At 42.5% G+C, this 21,635-nt stretch carries 21 protein-coding genes; 5 read left to right on the forward strand and 16 right to left on the reverse strand.

Annotation, left to right across the window (positions count from 1 at the left end; genetic code table 11):
• Positions 1 to 6: 6 nt before the first annotated feature.
• From murG to mraZ, 10 genes are read right to left on the reverse strand one after another with little or no spacing between them, the layout of a single operon-like run.
• Entirely contained in the window at positions 7 to 1,080 is a 1,074-nt protein-coding gene (gene murG / locus HUS61_RS11570) for an undecaprenyldiphospho-muramoylpentapeptide beta-N-acetylglucosaminyltransferase (RefSeq protein WP_062566491.1), read from the reverse strand.
• Entirely contained in the window at positions 1,077 to 2,252 is a 1,176-nt protein-coding gene (ftsW, locus tag HUS61_RS11575; protein ID WP_054561050.1) for a cell division protein FtsW, read from the reverse strand. Before ftsW ends, murG begins: the two co-directional genes overlap by 4 nt.
• A complete protein-coding gene (murD, locus tag HUS61_RS11580) occupies positions 2,249 to 3,574 on the reverse strand; it encodes a UDP-N-acetylmuramoyl-L-alanine--D-glutamate ligase (RefSeq protein WP_175082499.1) in 1,326 nt (441 codons plus the stop codon). The genes ftsW and murD overlap by 4 nt, the downstream gene beginning before the upstream one ends.
• Positions 3,575 to 4,657 (reverse strand): phospho-N-acetylmuramoyl-pentapeptide-transferase, encoded by a 1,083-nt coding sequence (gene mraY / locus HUS61_RS11585; RefSeq protein ID WP_054552733.1) that lies wholly within the window; start codon positions 4,655 to 4,657, stop codon positions 3,575 to 3,577. It abuts the gene before it with no gap.
• Positions 4,651 to 6,039 carry a UDP-N-acetylmuramoyl-tripeptide--D-alanyl-D-alanine ligase gene (murF, locus tag HUS61_RS11590; protein WP_175082500.1) on the reverse strand — a complete coding sequence of 463 codons (1,389 nt, stop codon included), beginning with the start codon at positions 6,037 to 6,039 and terminating at the stop codon, positions 4,651 to 4,653. Before murF ends, mraY begins: the two co-directional genes overlap by 7 nt.
• Positions 6,036 to 7,514 carry a UDP-N-acetylmuramoyl-L-alanyl-D-glutamate--2,6-diaminopimelate ligase gene (gene murE / locus HUS61_RS11595; protein WP_175082501.1) on the reverse strand — a complete coding sequence of 493 codons (1,479 nt, stop codon included), beginning with the start codon at positions 7,512 to 7,514 and terminating at the stop codon, positions 6,036 to 6,038. Before murE ends, murF begins: the two co-directional genes overlap by 4 nt.
• Complete coding sequence (locus tag HUS61_RS11600; RefSeq protein ID WP_054561055.1) at positions 7,507 to 9,324, reverse strand: penicillin-binding transpeptidase domain-containing protein; 1,818 nt, start codon at positions 9,322 to 9,324, stop codon at positions 7,507 to 7,509. The genes murE and HUS61_RS11600 overlap by 8 nt, the downstream gene beginning before the upstream one ends.
• Positions 9,321 to 9,647 (reverse strand): cell division protein FtsL, encoded by a 327-nt coding sequence (gene ftsL, locus HUS61_RS11605; RefSeq protein ID WP_054561056.1) that lies wholly within the window; start codon positions 9,645 to 9,647, stop codon positions 9,321 to 9,323. Before ftsL ends, HUS61_RS11600 begins: the two co-directional genes overlap by 4 nt.
• The gene (rsmH, locus tag HUS61_RS11610; RefSeq protein ID WP_062566496.1) at positions 9,647 to 10,582 is read right to left on the reverse strand and encodes a 16S rRNA (cytosine(1402)-N(4))-methyltransferase RsmH; all 936 of its coding nucleotides are present in this window, start codon (positions 10,580 to 10,582) and stop codon (positions 9,647 to 9,649) included. Before rsmH ends, ftsL begins: the two co-directional genes overlap by 1 nt.
• Positions 10,583 to 10,612: 30 nt before the next feature.
• Positions 10,613 to 11,071 carry a division/cell wall cluster transcriptional repressor MraZ gene (gene mraZ, locus HUS61_RS11615; RefSeq protein WP_054552739.1) on the reverse strand — a complete coding sequence of 153 codons (459 nt, stop codon included), beginning with the start codon at positions 11,069 to 11,071 and terminating at the stop codon, positions 10,613 to 10,615.
• A 460-nt stretch (positions 11,072 to 11,531) separates the two neighbouring features.
• Here mraZ and HUS61_RS11620 point away from each other — a divergent pair, with 460 nt between their 5' ends.
• The 4 genes from HUS61_RS11620 to HUS61_RS11635 all read left to right on the forward strand — a co-directional run bounded on the left by HUS61_RS11620 (position 11,532) and on the right by HUS61_RS11635 (position 13,247).
• Entirely contained in the window at positions 11,532 to 11,873 is a 342-nt protein-coding gene (locus HUS61_RS11620; RefSeq protein ID WP_175078703.1) for a DUF883 domain-containing protein, read from the forward strand.
• Positions 11,874 to 11,878: 5 nt separating this feature from the next.
• Positions 11,879 to 12,325: a hypothetical protein gene (locus tag HUS61_RS11625; protein ID WP_175082502.1), complete on the forward strand. Its 447-nt coding sequence runs from the start codon at positions 11,879 to 11,881 to the stop codon at positions 12,323 to 12,325.
• Entirely contained in the window at positions 12,325 to 12,582 is a 258-nt protein-coding gene (locus tag HUS61_RS11630) for a hypothetical protein (RefSeq protein ID WP_175082532.1), read from the forward strand. The genes HUS61_RS11625 and HUS61_RS11630 overlap by 1 nt, the downstream gene beginning before the upstream one ends.
• Before the next feature lie 89 nt (positions 12,583 to 12,671).
• Positions 12,672 to 13,247: an AAA family ATPase gene (locus HUS61_RS11635; RefSeq protein WP_175082503.1), complete on the forward strand. Its 576-nt coding sequence runs from the start codon at positions 12,672 to 12,674 to the stop codon at positions 13,245 to 13,247.
• Between the two features lie 40 nt (positions 13,248 to 13,287).
• On the opposite strand, the gene HUS61_RS11640 is transcribed toward HUS61_RS11635, so the two are convergent.
• The 3 genes from HUS61_RS11640 to HUS61_RS11650 form a co-directional block, all read right to left on the reverse strand.
• A complete protein-coding gene (locus tag HUS61_RS11640) occupies positions 13,288 to 14,259 on the reverse strand; it encodes a glutathione S-transferase family protein (RefSeq protein ID WP_062566499.1) in 972 nt (323 codons plus the stop codon).
• Between the two features lie 9 nt (positions 14,260 to 14,268).
• Positions 14,269 to 15,111 (reverse strand): pirin family protein, encoded by an 843-nt coding sequence (locus HUS61_RS11645; protein ID WP_175082504.1) that lies wholly within the window; start codon positions 15,109 to 15,111, stop codon positions 14,269 to 14,271.
• An 88-nt stretch (positions 15,112 to 15,199) separates the two neighbouring features.
• Positions 15,200 to 16,162 (reverse strand): YihY/virulence factor BrkB family protein, encoded by a 963-nt coding sequence (locus tag HUS61_RS11650; protein ID WP_175082505.1) that lies wholly within the window; start codon positions 16,160 to 16,162, stop codon positions 15,200 to 15,202.
• A gap of 122 nt (positions 16,163 to 16,284) precedes the next feature.
• Between HUS61_RS11650 and HUS61_RS11655 the strand changes: the two genes are divergently transcribed.
• A complete protein-coding gene (locus HUS61_RS11655) occupies positions 16,285 to 17,364 on the forward strand; it encodes a mechanosensitive ion channel family protein (protein WP_175082506.1) in 1,080 nt (359 codons plus the stop codon).
• Positions 17,365 to 17,376: 12 nt separating this feature from the next.
• Here the strand turns inward: HUS61_RS11655 and tatA are convergent, their stop codons facing one another.
• From tatA to agaR, 3 genes are all read right to left on the reverse strand, one after another.
• Positions 17,377 to 17,532: a twin-arginine translocase TatA/TatE family subunit gene (tatA, locus tag HUS61_RS11660; RefSeq protein ID WP_175082507.1), complete on the reverse strand. Its 156-nt coding sequence runs from the start codon at positions 17,530 to 17,532 to the stop codon at positions 17,377 to 17,379.
• A gap of 55 nt (positions 17,533 to 17,587) precedes the next feature.
• Positions 17,588 to 20,404: a TonB-dependent receptor gene (locus HUS61_RS11665; protein WP_175082508.1), complete on the reverse strand. Its 2,817-nt coding sequence runs from the start codon at positions 20,402 to 20,404 to the stop codon at positions 17,588 to 17,590.
• Between the two features lie 315 nt (positions 20,405 to 20,719).
• On the reverse strand, positions 20,720 to 21,484 hold the full coding sequence (gene agaR, locus HUS61_RS11670) for a transcriptional repressor AgaR (RefSeq protein WP_054561067.1): 765 nt from the start codon (positions 21,482 to 21,484) through the stop codon (positions 20,720 to 20,722).
• Positions 21,485 to 21,635: the final 151 nt, after the last annotated feature.

Raw genomic sequence — 21,635 nt, forward strand, 5'->3', positions numbered from 1 at the left:
TCACTACTAATCTCTTCTATCTGCTAGTTGCTCACAGCGTTTTGCAACATTGGCTGTGGCATCTAAAATAGCAAGCTGTTTTGCTTTACTTGCCATTGTTGAAATTTTTTCTGGTGCATTTACGTAAGGCGTTAATAACTCAACAACCGCCGCTTGGTTAAACTCACTTTGCTGCATAATCAACGCAGCTTGCTCAGTCACTAAATACTTTGCATTGGCAGTTTGATGGTCATCTACAGCATGCGGAAAAGGCACAAATAAGGCCATTCTTCCTGCTGCCGCAATCTCACTCACCGTTAATGCACCAGCACGGCAAATTACCAAATCGGCCCATTGATATGCACTATCCATATCATCAATAAATTCAGCAACTTTACTATTTTCAGTTAATCCTAACTGTTGATAGCTGGCAGTCACATTCGGTTCATTATTTTTACCCGTTTGGTGCCATATATTAAGCGTTGTTAGCGCTGAAAGTTCACTGAATACAGCAGGTAAAGTCTCATTTAGTACCTGTGCACCAAGTGAACCGCCTACCACCAGCACATTAATTGGTGTCGTTGTTTGCTTAGCAGTGACATTAGCGACACTTGCTCTGACTGGGTTACCGACTACTTCACATTGTTCTTTTGCAAAAGCCGATGGAAAAGCTGCCAGCACTTTGTTTGCAAACTTCGCTAGCCAGCGGTTACTCATGCCTGCAACAGCATTTTGCTCATGAATAACCAAAGGAATTCCTAAGCTCTTTGCTGCAATTCCAGTAGGTCCGGTCACATAGCCCCCCATAGCAAGAACAACATCAGGCTTTTGAGCTTTTAAAATTTTACGTGCTTGAAAAATCGCATTCATCACCATAAAAGGTGCTTTAATCAGGCGTTTAATTCCATTTCCGCGTACACCTTTCACATTAATAAAATCAATCTCAATGTTGTGCTTAGGTACTACCGTTGCTTCCATTCTATCAGGCGTGCCAATCCAGCTAACTTGCCAGCCTTGCTGTTTTAAAAAGTCAGCCACGGCAATACCTGGAAAAATATGGCCACCGGTACCACCTGCAACAACAAGTAATTTTTTACTCATCGTTTACCTCCACGTGAGGTTGCCTGCTTAGTCGCCATCTTTGTTTCAAAATCTATTCGCAAAAGTACACCTGTTGCTATGGTCATAATTAATAAGCTAGAGCCACCGTACGAAATAAACGGTAGTGTTAAGCCTTTGGTTGGCAAAATACCGGCACTTGCACCAACATTTACCATGGTTTGAAACGCAAACCAGATACCAATAGCAAAGGCAAAATAGCCTTCGTACTCTTTGCCACATTGCAGCGCTTTTTGACCAATTAACAGGGCTCTGAATACAAATACAGCAAGCACAATCAAAATACTAAATACGCCAAAAAAGCCGAGCTCTTCACCAATCACTGCAAAGATAAAGTCATTATGTGCTTCGGGCAGGTATTGTAGTTTTTGTACACTATTACCTAAGCCTTGACCAAACCAACCACCTTGGCTGTACGCCATTAGCGATTGTACTAACTGATAACCTTTACCGAATGGATCTTCCCACGGTTCTAAAAAGCCTGTTACACGAGCCATACGATATGGTTCAGCGATAATTAGCACTACCACTGCAGCAATACCCGTTAAGATAAGGCCAAAAAACTGCCATAACTTAGCACCCGCTAAAAATAACAAACCAACTGTCGTCACAAACAATACAACCACTGTACCTAAGTCTGGCTGCATCAAAATCAAAAACGCATACACACCAAATACAGCTAATGGCTTAAAGAAACCTTTTAAGTTCTCTTGTACTTCTTCACGTTTACGCACTAAGTAACCAGCAATGTAGCTAAAGAAATACAGCTTGGCGGCTTCAGCGACCTGAAAGCCCACTGGGCCAATAGGTATCCAACGCTTTGCACCGTTCACTTCACGACCAACAATCAGCACCAAAACCAGCAAACCTAAACCCAGCAACAATAAATAGGCGTTACTGCGCTTCCACCAATCCATAGGCACGTTAGTGGCAATCCAAAATAAGAAAAAGCCCATAATTAAGAACATGCCATGGCGAATGATAATGTGATACGGATTATCAAATAATCGCTCTGCTGTTGGCATAGAGGCACTGGTTACCATCACAAAGCCAACGCCAATCAACATCAACATGCAATACAATAACGGCACATCATAAAGTTGCGGCGATTGTTTTGGTGTTAATGCTTCACGGATGTCAGCAAATGCAATCATACTGCCTCCGCCAATACGCACTGCGCAAAGTCATCACCACGTTGCATATAATTGTTATACATATCAATGCTGGCGCATGCTGGTGCTAATAAAACGATATCGCCACTGCAGCTTAAGTTTTTTGCTAGTTGCACAGCTTCATGCATGTTAGTGGTTAGGTGGCCTTTTTCAGTTAGAGCCACTAACGCTTTAGCATCTTTACCAAAACAAACAAGCGCTTTTACTTTGTTGTTTAAGTATGGCTTTAGGGCATCTAAATCAGCCCCTTTTGCATCACCACCGGCAATCACAACTAATTGCTTTGCTTGACCTGCTAAGCTTTCAATCGCAGCGATAGTTGCACCTACATTGGTCGCTTTTGAATCGTTAAAGTATTTTACTTCATTAATTTCAGCAACAAACTGACAACGGTGTGCAAGCCCAGTAAAAGCACTAAACGCTTGCTGGTAATGCTCTTTAGCAATATCAAACGGGCTCAGCAATGCCATCACCGCTAAGGCGTTTTGTTGATTGTGTGAACCAACAACATTTAAGCAGCTTGCTGGTAACACCGGCTTACCGTGTGCTGCAAAGTATTGCTCACCTTGATGTTCAACCAAGGCAAAATCTGCATTAGCGAGCGCAAAGCTCACTTGGGGCTGCTTTGCAGTATGCGTTGCCACATCAATGGCATTAACTACCGCAAGCTCAGAGCCGTTATAAATACTTTGCTTAGAGTCAATGTATGCTTGGTAGCTTGGATAACGATCGAGGTGATCTTCGCTAACATTCAATACACAGGCACTTTTCGCTTTTAAGCTGTGTGTGGTATCAAGTTGAAAACTCGACAGCTCAAGTACATACACATCATAGTCTTGCGATAGTAAATCAAGTACCGCAGTACCAATGTTGCCACCGAGGCCAACTTTATAACCAGCCGCTTTAAGTACTTCAAACGCCAATGTAACTACAGTCGACTTACCATTTGAACCAGTCACCGCAACAATTGGTTTATCGGTTAATCGGGCAAAAAGCTCAACGTCACCAATCACTTCAACACCTGCATCAATCGCTTTTGCTACTGCAGGTGTCGCGAGGCTTAGACCTGGGCTGATGATAATAATGTCATTGCTGGCTAAGTCTGCCTGCTCTAAGTCACCAAAGTGAGTCGTTAACTCACTGGCATGCTCATTTAGCCAATCAGCACCCGGCGGCGCTGTGCGGCTATCAACAACAATTGGCTTAATATTCTGAGATAATAAAAAACGCACAATGCCCAGACCGGTTACACCGAGTCCGAGCACTGAAATTTGTTTGTTTTTAATCTCGTTAATAACTGTCATTTACCTGATCTTTAATGTCGCAAGGCCAGCTAGTACTAGCACGATTGAAATAATCCAAAAGCGCACAATTACGCGCGGCTCAGGCCAACCCTTTAATTCATAATGGTGGTGAATAGGCGCCATTCTAAAAATACGTTGACCACGTAATTTGTAAGAGCCCACTTGTAAAATCACCGACAATGCTTCCATTACGAACACACCACCCATGATGATAAGTACCAGTTCCTGACGAACCAACACCGCAATAATACCCAAAGCACCACCGAGTGCTAATGAGCCTACATCCCCCATAAATACCTGTGCTGGGTAGGTGTTAAACCATAAGAAACCAAGTCCAGCTCCCACAATTGCTGTACACACAACCACAAGCTCACTGGCGAGTGGCAAATGCGGAATATGTAGGTAGCTTGAGAAATTAACGTTACCTGTTAAATAAGCAATAATAGCAAGTGCTGCCGCCACTAAAATGGTTGGCACAATCGCTAAACCATCAAGGCCATCTGTTAGGTTTACCGCGTTCGACGTACCTACAATTACAAAGTAAGTCATCACAATATAAAACAACCCTAGCTGTGGTAACACGTCTTTGAAAAACGGCACAACTAATGAGGTTTCGCTGCCTTGCTGCGAGGTAAAATAAAGCGCACTGGCAACCACTAACGCAATCACTGATTGCCAAAAGTATTTCCACTTCGCAATTAAGCCTTTAGGGTCTTTGCGGATCACTTTACGGTAGTCATCAATAAAACCAACTACACCTAACGAGCCCACAACAAATAAGGTTGCCCAAACATATTTATTTGAAAGGTCTGCCCACAGTAATGTGCTGGTAAAAATCGCTCCTAAAATCAAAATACCGCCCATAGTTGGCGTGCCTTTTTTAGATAGGTGTGACTCTGGACCATCGTGACGAACCACCTGACCAATCTGCATTTTTTGTAATGCACGAATTAGCTTAGGGCCAAAATAAAGTGAGATAAGTAGTGCTGTTAAAATACCTAAAATCGCGCGCAGCGTTAGGTAAGAAAAAACATTAAAACCACTGTAATACTGTGTTAAATACTCGGCCAGCCAAACTAACATGACGATACTCCATTGTTGCCATTTTGCTGGCTATTTACTAAATCTGTGACCACAAGCTCCATACGAGAACTGCGCGAACCTTTTACAACAACTGTGGTTTTTTGCGTCGATTGAGCAAGTTCACTTTGTAATTGTTGTAATAATTGTTCACGGCTTGAGAAGTGGCGGTTTGGCTTTTCAAATACATCACTGGCTGATTTGCTTAGTACGCCTAAGCTATAAAGTTCATCAATGCCTTTTTGCTGTGCGTATTCACCGACTTGTTGATGATAAAAACGTGCTTCTTCACCAAGCTCACCCATATCACCTAACGCAAAAATACGACGCCCCGGCATATCACTTAATAAATCAATTGCCGCTTTAACGGATTGCACATTCGCGTTGTAGGTATCATCAATAACCGTCAATGTGTCTGACACTTTAAGGACGTTTACACGACCTTTAACTGCACCCATGGTTGCCAGCGCCGATGCAACACTTTCGAGGCTTACACCCAGCTCAGTGGTTAACGCGGTGGCTATTAACGCATTAGCAATATTATGTTTGCCCGGTAATGCCAGAGTGACAGGTACTTTTTTATCTTTATTACAAAGCACAAAAGAAGCTCGGGCTTGCTCATCAAGCACCACATCTTCTGCCCAATAATCTAATTGTTGGTTAGTAGAAAAACGTTTTACGTTGCGATCAGTTAATTTATCAAGCCAAAAATCGGCATAATCACTGTCGCAATTAACTACGGCAACACCATCTGGCTTTAAGCCGTCATAGATTTCGCCTTTGGCCGTTGCTACACCTTGTAGTGAGCCAAAGCCTTCTAAGTGAGAAGCTGCAACATTACATACCACAGCAACATCAGGTTTCGTCATTGCTACTGTGTATGCAATTTCACCAATGTGGTTGGCACCTAATTCAATCACCGCATATTGGTGCTGTGGCTCAAGACGTAATAACGTCAGTGGTACACCAATGTCATTATTAAAGTTGCCTTTTGTTGCCAGTACTTCACCATGGCCAGATAAAATCGCCGCACACATCTCTTTAACGGTCGTTTTACCCACGCTACCTGTGATAGCAATTGTTTTTGGTGCAACCTGTGCCATCACAGCTGCGCCAATTTGGCCAAGCGCAATTCGTGTATCACTGACCACAAACTGCACAATATCGACATTAACAGGACGCGCTACGATGGCAGCTATCGCGCCTTTTTCTTTTGCTTGCGCAACAAATTTATGACCATCAAAATTAGGCCCTTGTAGCGCTAAAAACACTTCACCGTCGCACAAAGTACGGGTGTCAGTGTTAATATTTTTTACCGTTTGATTACCACCTTGGTAATCTGTTGCTAGAACTTTAGCTAGCCAATCAAAATCCATAGGGATCATAACTGCGCCCCTTGCGATTTTTCTTTTAATTGTTGTTGTACATATTGACGATCGCAGAAGTCAATTCGTTGGTCGCCAATAATTTGATAGTCTTCGTGGCCTTTGCCCGCAATTAAAATGACATCATCAGCACCTGCTTGCGCAATGGCATAACTAATAGCCTGCGCGCGGTCTGCTTCACAATGTGCGCGTTCAGGCTGCTCAAGCCCTGCAATCACATCAGCAATAATTGCGTCTGGGTCTTCACTTCTTGGGTTATCACTGGTGACAATAATACGGTCTGCATTAGCTTCAGCAGCTTTTGCCATCATCGGACGTTTGCCTTTATCACGGTCACCACCACAGCCAAACACACAGCTGACGCCACCTGGAACATGCTTTTGCAATGCTTGTAATGCTAGTGCTAACGCATCAGGAGTATGGGCATAGTCAACAATACAAGTCGGTTGACCTGGCGCACTAAATGCCTGCATGCGCCCAGCAACAGGCTGCAATGATTTACACCCTTCAACGAGTAAATCAAGTGGGTAACCCATACCTAATAAAGTAGCCATTGCAGCGGCTAAATTATATAAGTTGAACTCGCCAAACAGGGTGCAATTAACTTCAGCCTGTCCCCAACTGGTATCGAACTTCGCCGATATACCTGCATTATCATATGTTACATCGCTGAAATAAACAAAACGCGCATTTTTAGGCGTTAGGTTTTTATGGCCGTAACAAATTAGGTTATTGAAGTCGTATTTTTCTAACCATGCTTCAACTTGCGCATCATCTTGATTAAGCACCACAAGCTCAGGCATATGGTCACGCATTAACATCAACTTCGCATCACCATAGGCATCCATCGTGCCATGATAATCTAAGTGGTCACGCGAAAGGTTAGTAAACACAGCGGCTTTAAATTTACACTGATCAACACGTTGCTGAACTAAGCCATGAGATGAGACTTCCATAGCCACAACATCATGCTGTTCTGTTACAAGTTCAGATAAAATACGCTGTAAATCAACGCTCGATGGTGTGGTGTTTGCAAGCTCAGTCAGGTTATCAGGGTGCCCATAACCGAGCGTACCAATCACAGCCGCACGTTTATGACAGTGCTGTGCTAAATGCGCGATCATCGCTGTGGTCGTTGACTTGCCATTGGTGCCTGTCACACCCACTAAATCCAACTGCTTTGATGGTTGCTGGTAAAAAGCAGCTGCAAGTGCAGGCAGCTTTTTCGCTAAATCGGTAACTAAATAAAGTGGTTCAAAGTCACTTTCGAACTCACATAAACGGTCAGCAATAACTGCCACCGCACCATTTTCAATGGCTTTTTCAATAAACTGTCCGCCATCAAGCTGATGACCTTTTATGGCGACAAACACATCGCCAGCTTTTACATCTCGGCTATCAAGACGTAGTTGATTGACCACTAAACTATTGGCCTCAACATCAATATGATTAAGAATCGGTTTTAAATCACGCATCGTTATCTTTGCCTTCTACGTACGCAACCGCATCTTTGTCCGGTGCAACGTTTAGAATTCTTAAGGCATTGGAGACAATCTCTGCAAATGCAGGACCTGCCGTCGCACCGCCGTAATAAACATCTCCACCCGGCTCATTAATCAATACTACTACCGCTAAACGCGGGTTGCTTGCAGGTGCGATACCAGCAAAATAACCAACGTATTCGTCACCGTAACCACCAACAGCGGCTTTTTTAGAAGTACCCGTTTTACCTGCAGCACGATAACCATCAACATGAACTTTTTGTGCAGTTCCACCTTTCTCAAACACGCTTTCCATCATGTGAACAACAGCTTCAACATCTTTTTGTTGAAAAACGCGTTCACCTTCTGGTACCGACTCTTGCTTAAGTACAGTCAATGGGCGCATAACGCCGCCAGAACCTAACATGGCATAAAAACGCGCCATTTGTGCGGTACTTACTGCTAAGTTGTAACCAAATGATAGTGCGGCAATTTCATGATCAGACCAGCGGCGATTTGGATAAAATAAACCACTGCTTTCACCAACCATGCCCGTACCACTGTCGCTGCCAAAACCAACTTTTTGATAAAGACCAACAAAGTAATCTTTTGGTAACTCTTGGCTGACCTTAGTCACACCCATATTGCTTGAATACTTTAAGATCTCTCTTAAAGTCATCTCACCATGATTACGAGTATCTTGCACAAGGCTTCCACCTACTCGCATCCAGCCAGGGTAAGTATCAACAATTGAATCCGGTTGAATTACGCCGTAGTCTAAACCAGCTAAAATGGCTAGCGGCTTAACAGTTGAGCCAGGCTCAAACAAATCGGTGATGGCACGGTTACGACGCTTATGCGGCGCAGCATCTGATAAGTTATTTGGGTTAAACGATGGGCTATTTACCATAGCCAACACTTCACCGGTTTTAACATCCACAACCATGGCTGAACCTGAGGTCGCTTTGTACGATAACACCGCTGATTTCACTGCCTTATAAGCAATTGCTTGAATACGTTGGTCGATACTTAAATGAATACTCTCTGGCTCTACACGCTCACGCTCATCAAGAACTTCTACTTCACGGCCTTGCGCATCTTTACGAATAGTACGCTGACCTTCAACACCGGTTAACGCCTTTTCATAAAGCTTTTCGATCCCCTCAATACCATGACCATCAATGTTAGTAAAACCAATAACATGAGCTGTCACTTCACCGGCAGGGTAATAACGTTTTGACTCATCAAGTAAGTGGATACCTGGTAAACGAAGATCACCAATATAGTTAGCTACAGCAGGGGTAACCTGACGTTTTAAGTAGACAAAACGACGCTTTGGATTATCACGAAGGCGAGAGTTAACTTTACTTGGGTCAATACGTAATACATCCGCAAGTTCACGCCAGCGAATATCATTATTGTAATAAGCGGCAATACGTTTATCTAACTCAACAGTATTTTCAGCAAGCGCTTGTTGGTCTTCGCCGTTTTTGCGAGCTTGACGAAGAACCTTACTGATCAGTGATTTATGTAGCGCTTTAGGATCAGCATACACACTCACTACAGGCACACTCACTGCCAATTCTTTGCCATTGCGATCGAAGATCATGCCACGCTGCACATGTTGTTTTTCAACTCGCACAGTACGTTTATCACTTTCTGAACGCGCTTTATCTGGCTCAATGACCTGTAAAAAAGCGGCACGCGCAACCAGCGTCATAAAGACTAGCAACACCACTGAGCACACGAGCAAAAAGCGCCATGTTATCAAGGTATTCGTTGGCTTTTTCCCTCTGCTTCTCATTGCAGTACCACCACCTGTTCGTCTTGGCTAGTTGGCCGTTTCATTTCTAATTGCATGGTTGCGACTTCTTCAATACGCGCATGCTGCGAATAAAATTCTTCTTCTACAAGCAAGTAACGCCACTCAAGATCAAGTTCATCGCGCTCTTGCAGTAATTTATCTTGTTCAATCAATTGTTGACGCGCCAGATGTGTCACTTGAACCACACTCAAGCTCGAAGCAAGGATCACAACCAACAAGGCCAAGGTCAGCTTATTAGCTCCTAGGCCTTTAAAAATCTCTACAAATAAATTGGGTTGGCGATGTGTCGCTTTAGCTTTCATTACAACCTCTGAGCAACCCTTAACACAGAACTACGTGAACGCGGATTTGCTTCTATTTCCGCCTTACTCGGCTTAATGGCTTTACCCACTGCCTTTAACGTCAGGTTTTTATTTATTTGTGCGTCAGTCAAAGGCAGACCTCTGGGTATCGCCTCTCCCTTACTCTGTTTTTTAATAAACTGCTTAACAATGCGATCTTCTAACGAGTGGAACGAAATAACGACTAAACGTCCACCTGGTTTTAAAACGTCAACAGCGGCTTGCAGTGCAGTTTGAATTTCTTCAAGTTCACTGTTGATATAAATACGGATCGCTTGGAATGTACGTGTAGCTGGGTGTTTGTGTTTATCTTTCACTGGCACCGCTTCATCGACTAACTCAGCAAGCTGCTTAGTGCTTGTGATTGCAGTGTGCTCACGTGTTTCAATTATTTTATGAGCGATACGGCGACCAAACTTTTCTTCGCCGTAGGTTTTAATCACATGGGTAATATCTTCAAGTTCAGCTTCAGCTAGCCATTGTGCAGCACTGCGACCACTGGTTGGGTCCATGCGCATATCAAGCGGGCCATCTTTCATAAAGCTAAAACCGCGTTCAGCATCATCAAGCTGTGGCGAAGAAACACCGATATCTAACAAAATACCGTCAACTTTACCGATTAAATCGTTATCTTCAGCAACTGTTTTAAGGTTTGAAAAACGAGTGTGGGCAATCGAAAAACGTGCATCATCAGCAAACTTTTCGGCGGCTTTAATAGCTTGTGGATCTTGGTCAATTGCTTGTAAACGACCTTGCTCACTTAAACGCGCAAGAATTTGCCCAGAGTGCCCACCGCGACCAAATGTGCCATCCATGTAAATGCCTTCGGGTTTAATATCCAAAGCATCTATGGTTTCGTCCATCAGTACAGAGACATGTTCAAATTGCGCTGTCATTAGCTATTTTTTGCCTTTTTATTATTGTGGTTAGAGTGAGAAATTATCGAACTCAGGATTCGCCTCAAAATCGCCTAGGCGTTCAATTTCAGTATCTTGGCGCATTTGTTCATGCCAACGATCTTCATCCCAAATTTCAAACTTGTTCATCAAGCCAACCAACATGATTTTTTTTCCAAGTTCTGCATGTGCGCGTAACGACGGCGCCAGCAAAATTCGGCCATTTTTATCTAGTTGATACTCTGTAGCGTTACCGAGCAGCATACGTTGCATACGGCGAGCGCGTGGATTCATGTTCGAAATCTTTAATAATCGTTCTTCAATTTCGAGCCATTCAGCTAGCGGGTATAACCACAAACAAGGTTCATTTAAGGCCACAGTGCAGATAACCGTTCCCTGATCTTCAGACAAGATCGCATCTCGGTACTTAGTCGGTACCGCAAAGCGTCCTTTATCATCCAAACTCAGAGAGCTCGCACCCCGAAACATAACTTGCCTTAAAAATAGGTTGTTAATCGTTAATGATTATTTCCGATCCAGTTTGATCCACTAAAAACCACTTTTTACCACAGTGCTCCAGTTTAGGGCTTGACAAGCCATTTTGTCAAGTAAGCAGATCATCATAAGCGCCTTGTGAAGCCAGAAAAAATAAGGCCTCAAGCAAAGCCTATGAATTACGTGGGAAAAAGTGGAAAACATCGAAAAAAAATATTTTTTCAATTTTCTTGGCGATGTATTAGGGAAAAATGGTTAATGAATAACCAATGAATAATTACAAAATTATCGAATGTTGTAATTTTTACTTAATCACCCTGCAAGAGTTACGGGAAACCTCTAATTATCGCCATTTAAATATATCTAACACATTGAAATTTAATGATTTCACCATTTGGTATGAAGGTTGCGATAGGTTAGCTACCAATTAAATGGCAATTTTTAAGGAATGATTATGACTACCGCAACTTCAAAATCGAACTCAAGCACACAAACTAATAGCAGTGCAAACTCGAACGCGGCTCAAGTAGAGGCGCCATTCACAGAAAAAGCAACTGAAGCAGCACATCACGCTGTTGATGCACTTTCAACTCGTGCAGCAAGTGCTGAACATAGTGTTCGCCAAGGTGCATCGAGCTCTGCTCAAACGCTTTCTGAAAAGCAAGCTGTAGCACGCGCTAAAATTAATGAGTACAGTGGTAAAACTCGTAAGCTTGCATCAGAAAACCCACTTGCAACAGCAGGTATTGCCTTTGCTGCAGGCATGTTAGTAACTGCTCTTATTCGTCGTAAGTAATTGTTATGCAGTCTTCTCAATCTACAGATGAGAAAACGCAAGATGCCACTGAACAGCCGTTAAACGCTGATCAGTGGCAAGATCATCTTGCTAAATTATCTGATTACGGCAAACAGCTATACATTGACTACCGCAAACAAACTGGAACTTGCAAACAACTTGCAGCTGCTGAGTGGCGCTTATCAACACGCTCACTCGCCTTAACGATCATCCTACTCGTCTGTTTTGCAGGCGGCTTGGTGCTGCTATGGGCTGGCTTACTTGCCACTGTTGGCATCGCGATATTTAGCTTTAGCCAATCATTGTGGTTAGCCGCTATTTCACTGATTGCATTACAACTGCTATGCCTTGCATGGCTTTGGAAAAATATTGGTTATGTAAGTAGTAAGATAGGCTTTGATCACACGCTAAAAAGCGTTCGTCAATTATTTAATATTAATAAGGATGAATGATGTTAATTGATTATTTTATTAATAAACCACAGCACAGAGTGACTGAACTAAGCCAACAAATGGATCTACAAGATGAGCTTAAACGTCAACACCATCAAGCATTCAAATACCGTTTAAAACGCTTTGCAGTAAGTAAAGTAGGTATTGCCAGTGCCTTCACTGCGGGAATGGGCTACGAAGCATTTAATAACTCAGACCACAAAGACGGTAAATTGAAACAAGTCAGCCGCTTCAGCTGGTTACTGCGTTTGTTGTGATCTTTATCATGTAATGTTTGCTTTATACTTCTCTTTGCCAGCTATTTTCATTACCTTAAACACAAACGAGCAATTTGTGAGAATGTAAGGTGAAAAAAAGGATTGTATTAACAGGCGGCCCTGGCGGTGGTAAAACAACAGCCATCGATTTATTAAGACGTGAGTTTTCAAAACAAATTGTCGTGGTGCCAGAGTCTGCGACCATGCTGTTCAGCGGTGGTGTAGAACGTGGTGATGCAATTCACCTTATAAAAGCTCACCAACAAGCTATCTTCAGCTTACAAAAACACCTTGAACATATTCAGCGAACCATGCACCCAGATCGTTTAATGCTTTGCGATCGTGGTAGTTTAGATGGGCTTGCCTATTGGCCCGGTGAGCAAGATGAGTTTTTTCAGTGTTTAAACACCAGCCTAGAAATCGAACTTAACCAATATGATGCGGTGATCTTTTTTGAAACGGCAGCTAAGTCTGGGCAAAGTATTCATTCTAATAACCCTGTTAGAAACGAATCTGATCAGCAAGCTATTTTGCTTGATGACAAACTACAAGCTGTTTGGTCACAGCACCCTAATTTTAATTTAGTGAAAAGTTCAGAGTCATTTATTCAAAAGGTGATGTTTGGCATCGACACTATCCGCAAGGTCATGGATAGTTATAACTAACAGCTTAATAAGTCATTAAACTGTTAGTTATCAAGGTCTATTAACCACGATTATGTGGTCGAGCGTAGTCTATATCAGGCCCTTTTGGCACAACTTGAGTTGGGTTGATCATGGTGTGGCTAAAATAGTAATGACGTTTTATATGATAAAAATCAACGGTCTTACTTACACCTTCAATTTGATATAACTCACGCAAATAGTTGCTGATCGCCGGATAGCTCTCAATAGTACGCAAATTACATTTAAAGTGGCCCACATAAACACTGTCGAAGCGAATTAAAGTAGTAAATAAACGCCAGTCGGCCTCAGTCAGTGTCTCACCGACTAAATAACGATTAGCAGTTAAGCGTTGCTCAATCTTATCTAGAGCGGCAAAGAGATCATCAAAGGCTTCCGTGTAAGCTTCTTGCGTTGTCGCAAAGCCTGCACGGTACACCCCATTATTAATGTTGTGATAAACAAACTCATTAACTTCATCAATTTCAGAGCGTAACGATTGCGGATAAAAGTCGCGTTCATTACCTGTTAGGGCATTAAACGCGCTATTAAACATTCTGATAATCTCAGCAGATTCGTTGCTAACAATACGCTGCGTTTTTTTATCCCAAAGCACGGGAACCGTAACACGACCTGAATAATCGGCTTTGTTACGCGTATAAATCTGATGCATAAATTCGCTATCGAAAAGTGCATCACCGGTGCTGTGATTGTCTTTATCAAAGGTCCAGCCATGCTCTAGCATGTCAGGACTTACAACCGACACACTGATATAATCTTCAAGGCCTTTTAAATGGCGGAAAATCAAAGTGCGATGAGCCCAAGGGCAAGCTAAAGAGACATAAAGATGGTAACGATCTTTCTCAGCTTTAAAGCCCGCATCACCACTTTGCCCTGCACTGCCATCTTCGGTAACCCAGTTACGTAACTGGGCTGCCTCACGTTTGAACTCACCTTGATTGTTATCGGTGTCGTACCATTTATCTTGCCATTGGCCATTTACTAGTAATCCCACAATAACCTCCTATAGTGTGCCAAATTTACCTAGCTGATAGTCACGCACTGCTTGCTGTAACTCAGCTTGGGTTGTCATTACAAACGGGCCCATATGAGCGATTGGTTGCTTAAGCGGCTCACCGGCTAGAATTAACGCCCCTGCACCAGTTTGCGAGTTAAACTCAATGTTGCTGCCAGGCTCTAAAATCAATAAGCTGCCTGCTTTAACTGGGCCGCCCTGTTCAGTATGAATTTCTCCAGTATGGATATAAATCATCACCTTAGTTTGCGCTAATGGTGCATGGTAAAACTGCGTACCAGCCGGTAAAGTTACATCGGCAAGCATGCCATCAGCTGCGAGGTCTTGTAGGCTTGATACCTGCTCTTCACCGGCAAACTGCCAGCTTCCTGCCAACGCTTTAAGCTCAACACCTTGCTCATTTTGAGTCATTGGTGCTGGCGCTTCAGTGGTATCTTGATAACGTGGTGCTCTGAGTTTTTCAGCACTTGGCATATTGAGCCAAATCTGAAAGCCGTGCATGCCTTCTTTGGCATCTGCTAATGGCATTTCACTGTGGATCACACCAAAACCGGTACTCATCCACTGCACATCACCAGCGCGAATCGCTTTTTTATTACCCATTTGATCTTGGTGCTCAAAGCCACCTTTAATAATATAAGTAAAGGTTTCAATACCACGGTGAGGATGCGCAGGAAAGCCGCCGATAAAATCACTGTGATCATCTGACTTAAGCTCATCGATCATTAAAAAAGGGTCTAAATACTTGCCATCAAAGCCAGGAATACGACTGATATTTACGCCGTCACCATCTTGTGTGGCATGGCTATTTAATTGTTGAATCACTTTCATAACTTTACTCCCGTAAATTGTATGAAATGATTGTAGGCGCTAATTTAACTAACAACCATGAGTAAAATTAGCGCTAATCATTCTATTTTTAAGAATGCTCATTTTGTTGTCTGGTTAATCTATCAGCCACTGTAGCACCCCGCTCTCCAACTTCTTTCTCTGGCCCTATGGTGCTATCGACTAAAGTTTGTTGTTCAGCACTAGCATTAATGGCCGCACCAAAAATGATGATGTATGCGCTGATATAAAGCCACATCAACATGATCACCACACCACCTAACGAACCATAAGTTTCGTTATAACTCGAAAATTGCGATACATAATATGAAAAACCGATTGATGCGATAATCCACAGCAACGTGGCAAGTATTGAACCTGGGGTGATCCAGCGCCATTTGGCGGGCGTTCTATGCGGTGCATAACGATATAAAAACGCTAAAGCACAATTAAAAATAATGGCTAATAGCGGCCAAGTAATAAGCTGAATCATTAAATCGATAAGCTCAGTTAGACCAACTAAATTAAGCACTATTGGCAAAATACCTATGATCAATAACGCCACCAGCGCAACCACAATAGCACCTAACGAAAATAAAAAACGCACCACTAATGCCATAAAAAACTGGCGCTTGTTACGCTGATGGTAGGTAATATTACAGGCAGTGATGAGAGCTTGGCAGCCTTTACTACTACTCCAAACTGTTAATAACAAGGTCCCTATGGCGCTGACACTTAATACCTTTTGTGATTGCTGAGTGATGCCACTTACTTGCAGCAAAATAATGTCGCGGCTACTTGCAGGTAAAATGGCAATCACTTTATCAAGCTGATCATAAATATCGGTTGGCGAAGCAAAATAAGCATACACAGAGACTATGGCCGCCAGCGCAGGGAAAATCGCCAACAAGGCATAAAACGCCACACCTGCCGCCACGAAAGATAAATTGTCTTGTGATAGGTTGTGATAAACCCGCTTACTGATATCCCACCAACCGCGAATTGGGATCTCCATCGGTGAGCGAGCGTGGTAACCACGATTGTCCTTACTCATAAACGACCTAAAAAATTGCTTTAATCACTCTCAAGCTGCAAACAACTTGCCAGTAATAATGGCGTCTGAATTGCATTAAACTATGCTTATAAAAACAGTATAAAGGTCCATGGAGCGGTGCGATGAATTATTATTTACTTATTAAAAATCAATTGGCTAGTTTGTTTACACCGACAGTTTCAGTAACATCGCAAGCAATCCCTGAGAGCTTATCTTGGCAAGACTTAAACTCTCAAATTACGCAGTTTTTACATACTACATGGCAAATGTTACCTGCACTGACACTCGGTATTGTAGCCATCATGATTTGCTACTTATTAGCTCGTCCTTTATCGTATTTATTAATAAAACCGCTTGGCTTTGTCAGTGAAAGTAAACTTTTACATGTAGTGACGAGGCGCTTTTTTAGCATCATTATCATCTTGTTTGGGGTGTACTTATTTTTGCGTCTTGCAGGGCTTACCAGTTTTGCTGTAGCGATTATGAGTGGGACTGGTTTAGTTGGGCTTATTTTAGGCTTTGCTTTTCGCGATATCGCCGAAAACTTTATTTCAAGCATGCTGCTTAGTGTACAGCGCCCTTTTCGTATTGACGATGTTATCGAAGTTGATGGTCGTTTAGGGGTAGTTAAAAAGGTTACAGCTCGCGCCACCACCTTGGTTGATTTTGATGGTAATCACATTCAAATTCCCAATGCGACCGTCTATAAAAATGTCATAAAAAATCTCACCGCAAATCCTAAAATGCGGGGTCACTTTAACGTTGGCATTGGCTACGATAATGACATTCGCTATGCCCAACAATTAGCAATGAAAGTGGTTAATCAAAACCCTGCTGTAATTAGTGATCCGCCAAGCCAAGTGTTAATTGATTCATTAGGCTCAGCGACTCTTAATCTAACCATTTATTTTTGGGTCAATAGTAACGAACACAGTACTATCAAAGTGGCCTCACAATTAATGCGAGAGCTGGTCAATACCTATTTAGCAGAGCAAATAAGCATGCCTGATGATGCTCGCGAGCGAATTATTTTAAATAGCGAAAACGAGACCGAGCAGCCAAACAATAGTGTAAGCGCAGAGCCAAAAACAGCAAAATCACTCGACGACCATAGCCTTGATGACGTTAGTAGTGATGCCGATGATATTCGCGAACAAGCGGATCAATCTCGCGATCCAGAACAAGGTAGCAATATAATTTAAAGTACTTAAGAGCTAGGTTTCATCATTAGGTTTATCTTGCATAGCGTGTTTAAACCCTTTGATTGACATCCCTAAATCGCCACCTATTCGGGATAATTTTTTTGTGCCAAATAACAGCACCACAATTGCGGCAATAATGGCTAATTGCCAAACACTAATTCCTGCCATAACAACCTCATTTAAAAATAAAAGCGCCCTTACAGGCGCTTGTAAAACACTAAAATTAGAAACTAGCGCGAACACCCAAGGCAACTTGAGTACCAAAACGCTCAAGGTAACTCACTTGGTCTGTACGCTTGGTGTAACCCCAATAACGCTCATTCGTTAAGTTCGTTGCTTCGGCAAACACTGTGAATTGATCACTGATGTTATAGCTCATACTGGCATCTAACTGACCATAATCAGAGATCCAATAAGGGCCACCCCACGCATCAGGATCTGACAAGAATTTGCTACGCCAGTTATACGCTAAACGTGCTTGGAAACCATATTGCTCATAGTAAACCACGGCGTTATATGAGTTCTTCGACATGCCTCTAAATGGCAAACCTGATTCTTTTAGCTCTGGCTCATCGTAACTACTGTCAACATAGGTGTAGTTAAGCTGAAAGCCTAAGCCATTGAAAGGTTCGGGTAGTAAGTTTTCTAGCGACTGCTGATAAGCAAACTCAGCCCCTTTAATAGTTGCACCATATTCACTCTTACCTGGGTAAGATGCAAAGTAACGCACACCTTCGATTTCAACTGGGCTTTCGACGTAATCGATAAATGATTTCAGGTCTTTGACAAACACCCCGCCACTTAACGAGCTACTGTCTTCAAAGTACCACTCTAAGGTCATATCGGCTTGATTAGCTTCTTCAGGTGTTAACGACGAATCACCCATAGAAAGTTGTGGTAAGCCTTCACGATAAGTATCAAAGTTTGGCGCAAGCCATGGACGTAAGTAGCTTAAAGATGGGCGGCTAATCACTTGTGCCGCAGAGAAGCGGTAAATCAAGTCATCAGTAATGCTAAGCTTAAAGTTCATACTTGGTAAAATATTGCTGTAATCCCCTTCAAATGATTGCTGAACGGTTTCGCGCCAACCATTTTCAAGTGGTTTACCATCTTCTTGTAAGTCAATTAACGATAGATCATAAACCGACCCTTTAGAGCTCACTTCTGTTTGTGAACCGCGAATACCGACGTTTAACATATACGGCATATTTGCAAGAGTGCTCTCGAGCGTCACTTGCGCATACGCGGTTAGAACTTCTTCGGTTACCTCATAAGTGCCCGATGAATTGAGCGATGCAACAATACTCTTATCGGTTGCTTCAGCATTAATTGAGCGATAATAAGCAAGTAACTTATCGTAATCGAAACTTGGCCATGGCTCAGGTGTTATGCTACTTTCGCCCTCTAAGAAGTTATCGAAATTCGCCTCTACAAACACATCACTTGGGATTTCAAAGAGGTTAAAATCACCCACATTCACTACGGTGCTGTCATCAAACTCATAACCATCGCGCTCTAAATATTGACCACCATTACTAAATTGGCTGGCATTTTTTGATGCATATTCAAGCTGGCTCTTCGTTTGTTCAAGGTAAGTTAAACCAAAATCAACACGGGTCACTAAATCGCTTTCTGGCACAAATGTACCGGTAAACTTAAAGTCATTAACCGTGTCTTCAACCCCAGTACCTGTATTACGGCTATAGTGAGCACCATAAGATTGATCCGCAGTTAAGCCCGGCGATAAGGTCACATCTGGCAGCATATTACCTGTGGTGTAATCAATCCCAATTGAATCTATAAAACCACGCGCAACAATAAAGCGGTTATCACCCCCGTTTTCGTTTTTCGCTTTTGAATGGGCAACATCCACAGCCAGTGTTAGGCCATCCATTGGATACCATTTAGCATTAAGGGCAAACTGATAAGTATCGGTTTTACGTGGGTTGGTTAGGTTGAGTAGCTCCACCATGGTGTTACCGGTTTGCGTCATTGATACTACACGGCCTGTGTCATCAAATTCTGCATCAGTAAACACTGGCGTGCCTGGCGTCCAGCTTTCATCATAGTTAACAAAACCGATTTGATAACGATGACCATCGGTGTTGTAACGTGAATAAAGAGCATCAAAGTTAATGTCTAGGGTATCTGTTGGGCGCCATTGCATTGCTAACGTCGCACCGACGCGTTCACGCACATCCTGCGCGTTGGCAAAATACATGTAACTCGGGATTTTTGAGGCAAATATTTCACTTTGCCCATCAATTTCTCCGTTGCCGTTCATGTCGACTGGCACACCTGCGCTGTCTGCCCCCCAACCTTCTTCTTCGTCAAAAAAGCCGCTTGCCGAGTATGTGTCTGCACGTAAGGTTTTCTTAGAATACGCACCCGAGAAAAGTACACCAAAAGTATCATCATTAAAGTTGTCACCGATGATGAATGAAGCATGCGGGTGTACATCGCCTGTTCGCGATTCATAAATCCCTTTTGCTGAAGCGCTCAAGGTAAAGCCATCTTGGTCTAGTGGTTTACGCGTTTCGATATCAACTACCGCACCAATGCCCCCTTCAATTAAGCGTGCTTCTGGCGACTTATACACTTGTAGTGCCCCCACTAACTCTGAAGCAATGGTGTCAAAGTTAAAGTCGCGGCCTGAGTTTTCAGAAGCCAGTTTACGACCATTCAACGTGGTAATGTTGTAGCCGCCACCTAAACCACGCACTAAAATATTTTGCCCCTCACCGCCATTACGAGTAATGGTGATGCCCGGAATACGCTGCAATGCTTCCGCTAAGTTTTCATCGGGGAACTTACCGATGTCATCAGCGACAACGACATCAACAACCGTCGTTGCTTCTTTCTTTCGAAAGTTTGATTCTTTAATACTGCTACGGATCCCTGTAACTTCAATAACCTCAACATCCTCTTCGACCTTACTATCGTTTTCTTGTTGCTGGGCCGTCGCAGCGAAACTGACTGATGAGGCCAAAATCGAGCTTATCAGCACGCTCAAATATGTTTTTCTAGTTGTTGTTGCCATGATGATTTCCTGTTTTTAAATGTTCAGATTTTTTCACCATAAAAATGGTAATGAGTAAGGCCTTATATTTAATCTATAACAAAATGAAACAAACTGGCAACAATTAATTACCTAGTGAAACTTTCGATAGTTACGAATTAAATTTCAGAGACAGCAAAAATGGCTTCGCATGCCTTTAAAGATGGGGGGTTAATTTCGAAAGTTACGATAATGATTTTTTCTGAAGATTTTCTTTTCGGTGGGGAGATTCGGTTTTTACGAACAATAAAAAAGGCGGCAAAAGCCACCTTTCAATAGTTCTATTTAACTAGAGAGTTAAACGGTAATGACTTCGATACCTAAGCTCGTTAATGATTCAACGAACTCTGCTGGCATATTTTTGTCGGTGACCAGCACATCGATTGATTTAAGCGGCAATACATTATACAAAGCACGCTTACCAAATTTACTTGAATCAGTGACTGCAATGACTTTATCTGCGCGGGTGCACATGGTGCGATTCAGCATTGCCTCGGGCTCATAATGAGTGGTGATCCCTGCTTCTGAGTCGATACCATCAACCCCTAAAATAACCTTTTTAAAGTTATATTTACTAAGTGCTTGCTCGACTTCATTTGAGTAAAAAGACATTGATTTCTTTCGCAATTGCCCACCCAGCATAAACACATTTGCATCTTCAATATCTGCCAGTACATGGGCAATATTAAGGCCGTTTGTCATCACAGTAAGGCCCTGCTTATTGGTTAATGCTTTGGCAACTTCTTCTGTGGTGGTGCCAGAATCAATAATTAAAGAGTCGCCATCATCAACCAAACTTGCCACAGCTTTCGCTAATAACACTTTCACTGCGTAGTTTTCGTTATGCTTATCTTTTACCGAAAGCTCTTTAGCCAATTTATCGCAGGCAATTGCCCCACCACGTGAACGGACAACTAAGCCACGTTTACCGAGCTCGTTAAGATCATGGCGAATGCTAACCTCCGAAATATCAAAGGTCTTTGCGAGATCTTTAACATTTACTTTGCCATTTTCCTCAGTCATCAGGACGATTTTTTGTCTTCTTTCTATTGTGGTTAGCATAGCTGGCCTGTTGTTTTAATAGCTGCTTTCAAATTTGTAGTTCAATATTACACAATTTACAGTTTCAAAGCCAAATTTAGTTTCGAAATAAAATAAAACTTTCAAAACTTACGAATTTTGTTTTATGATTATTTCACAACAAACTTCTTTG

The organism is Pseudoalteromonas sp. 0802 (genome assembly GCF_013350085.1).
Classification (GTDB): Bacteria; Pseudomonadota; Gammaproteobacteria; order Enterobacterales; family Alteromonadaceae; genus Pseudoalteromonas.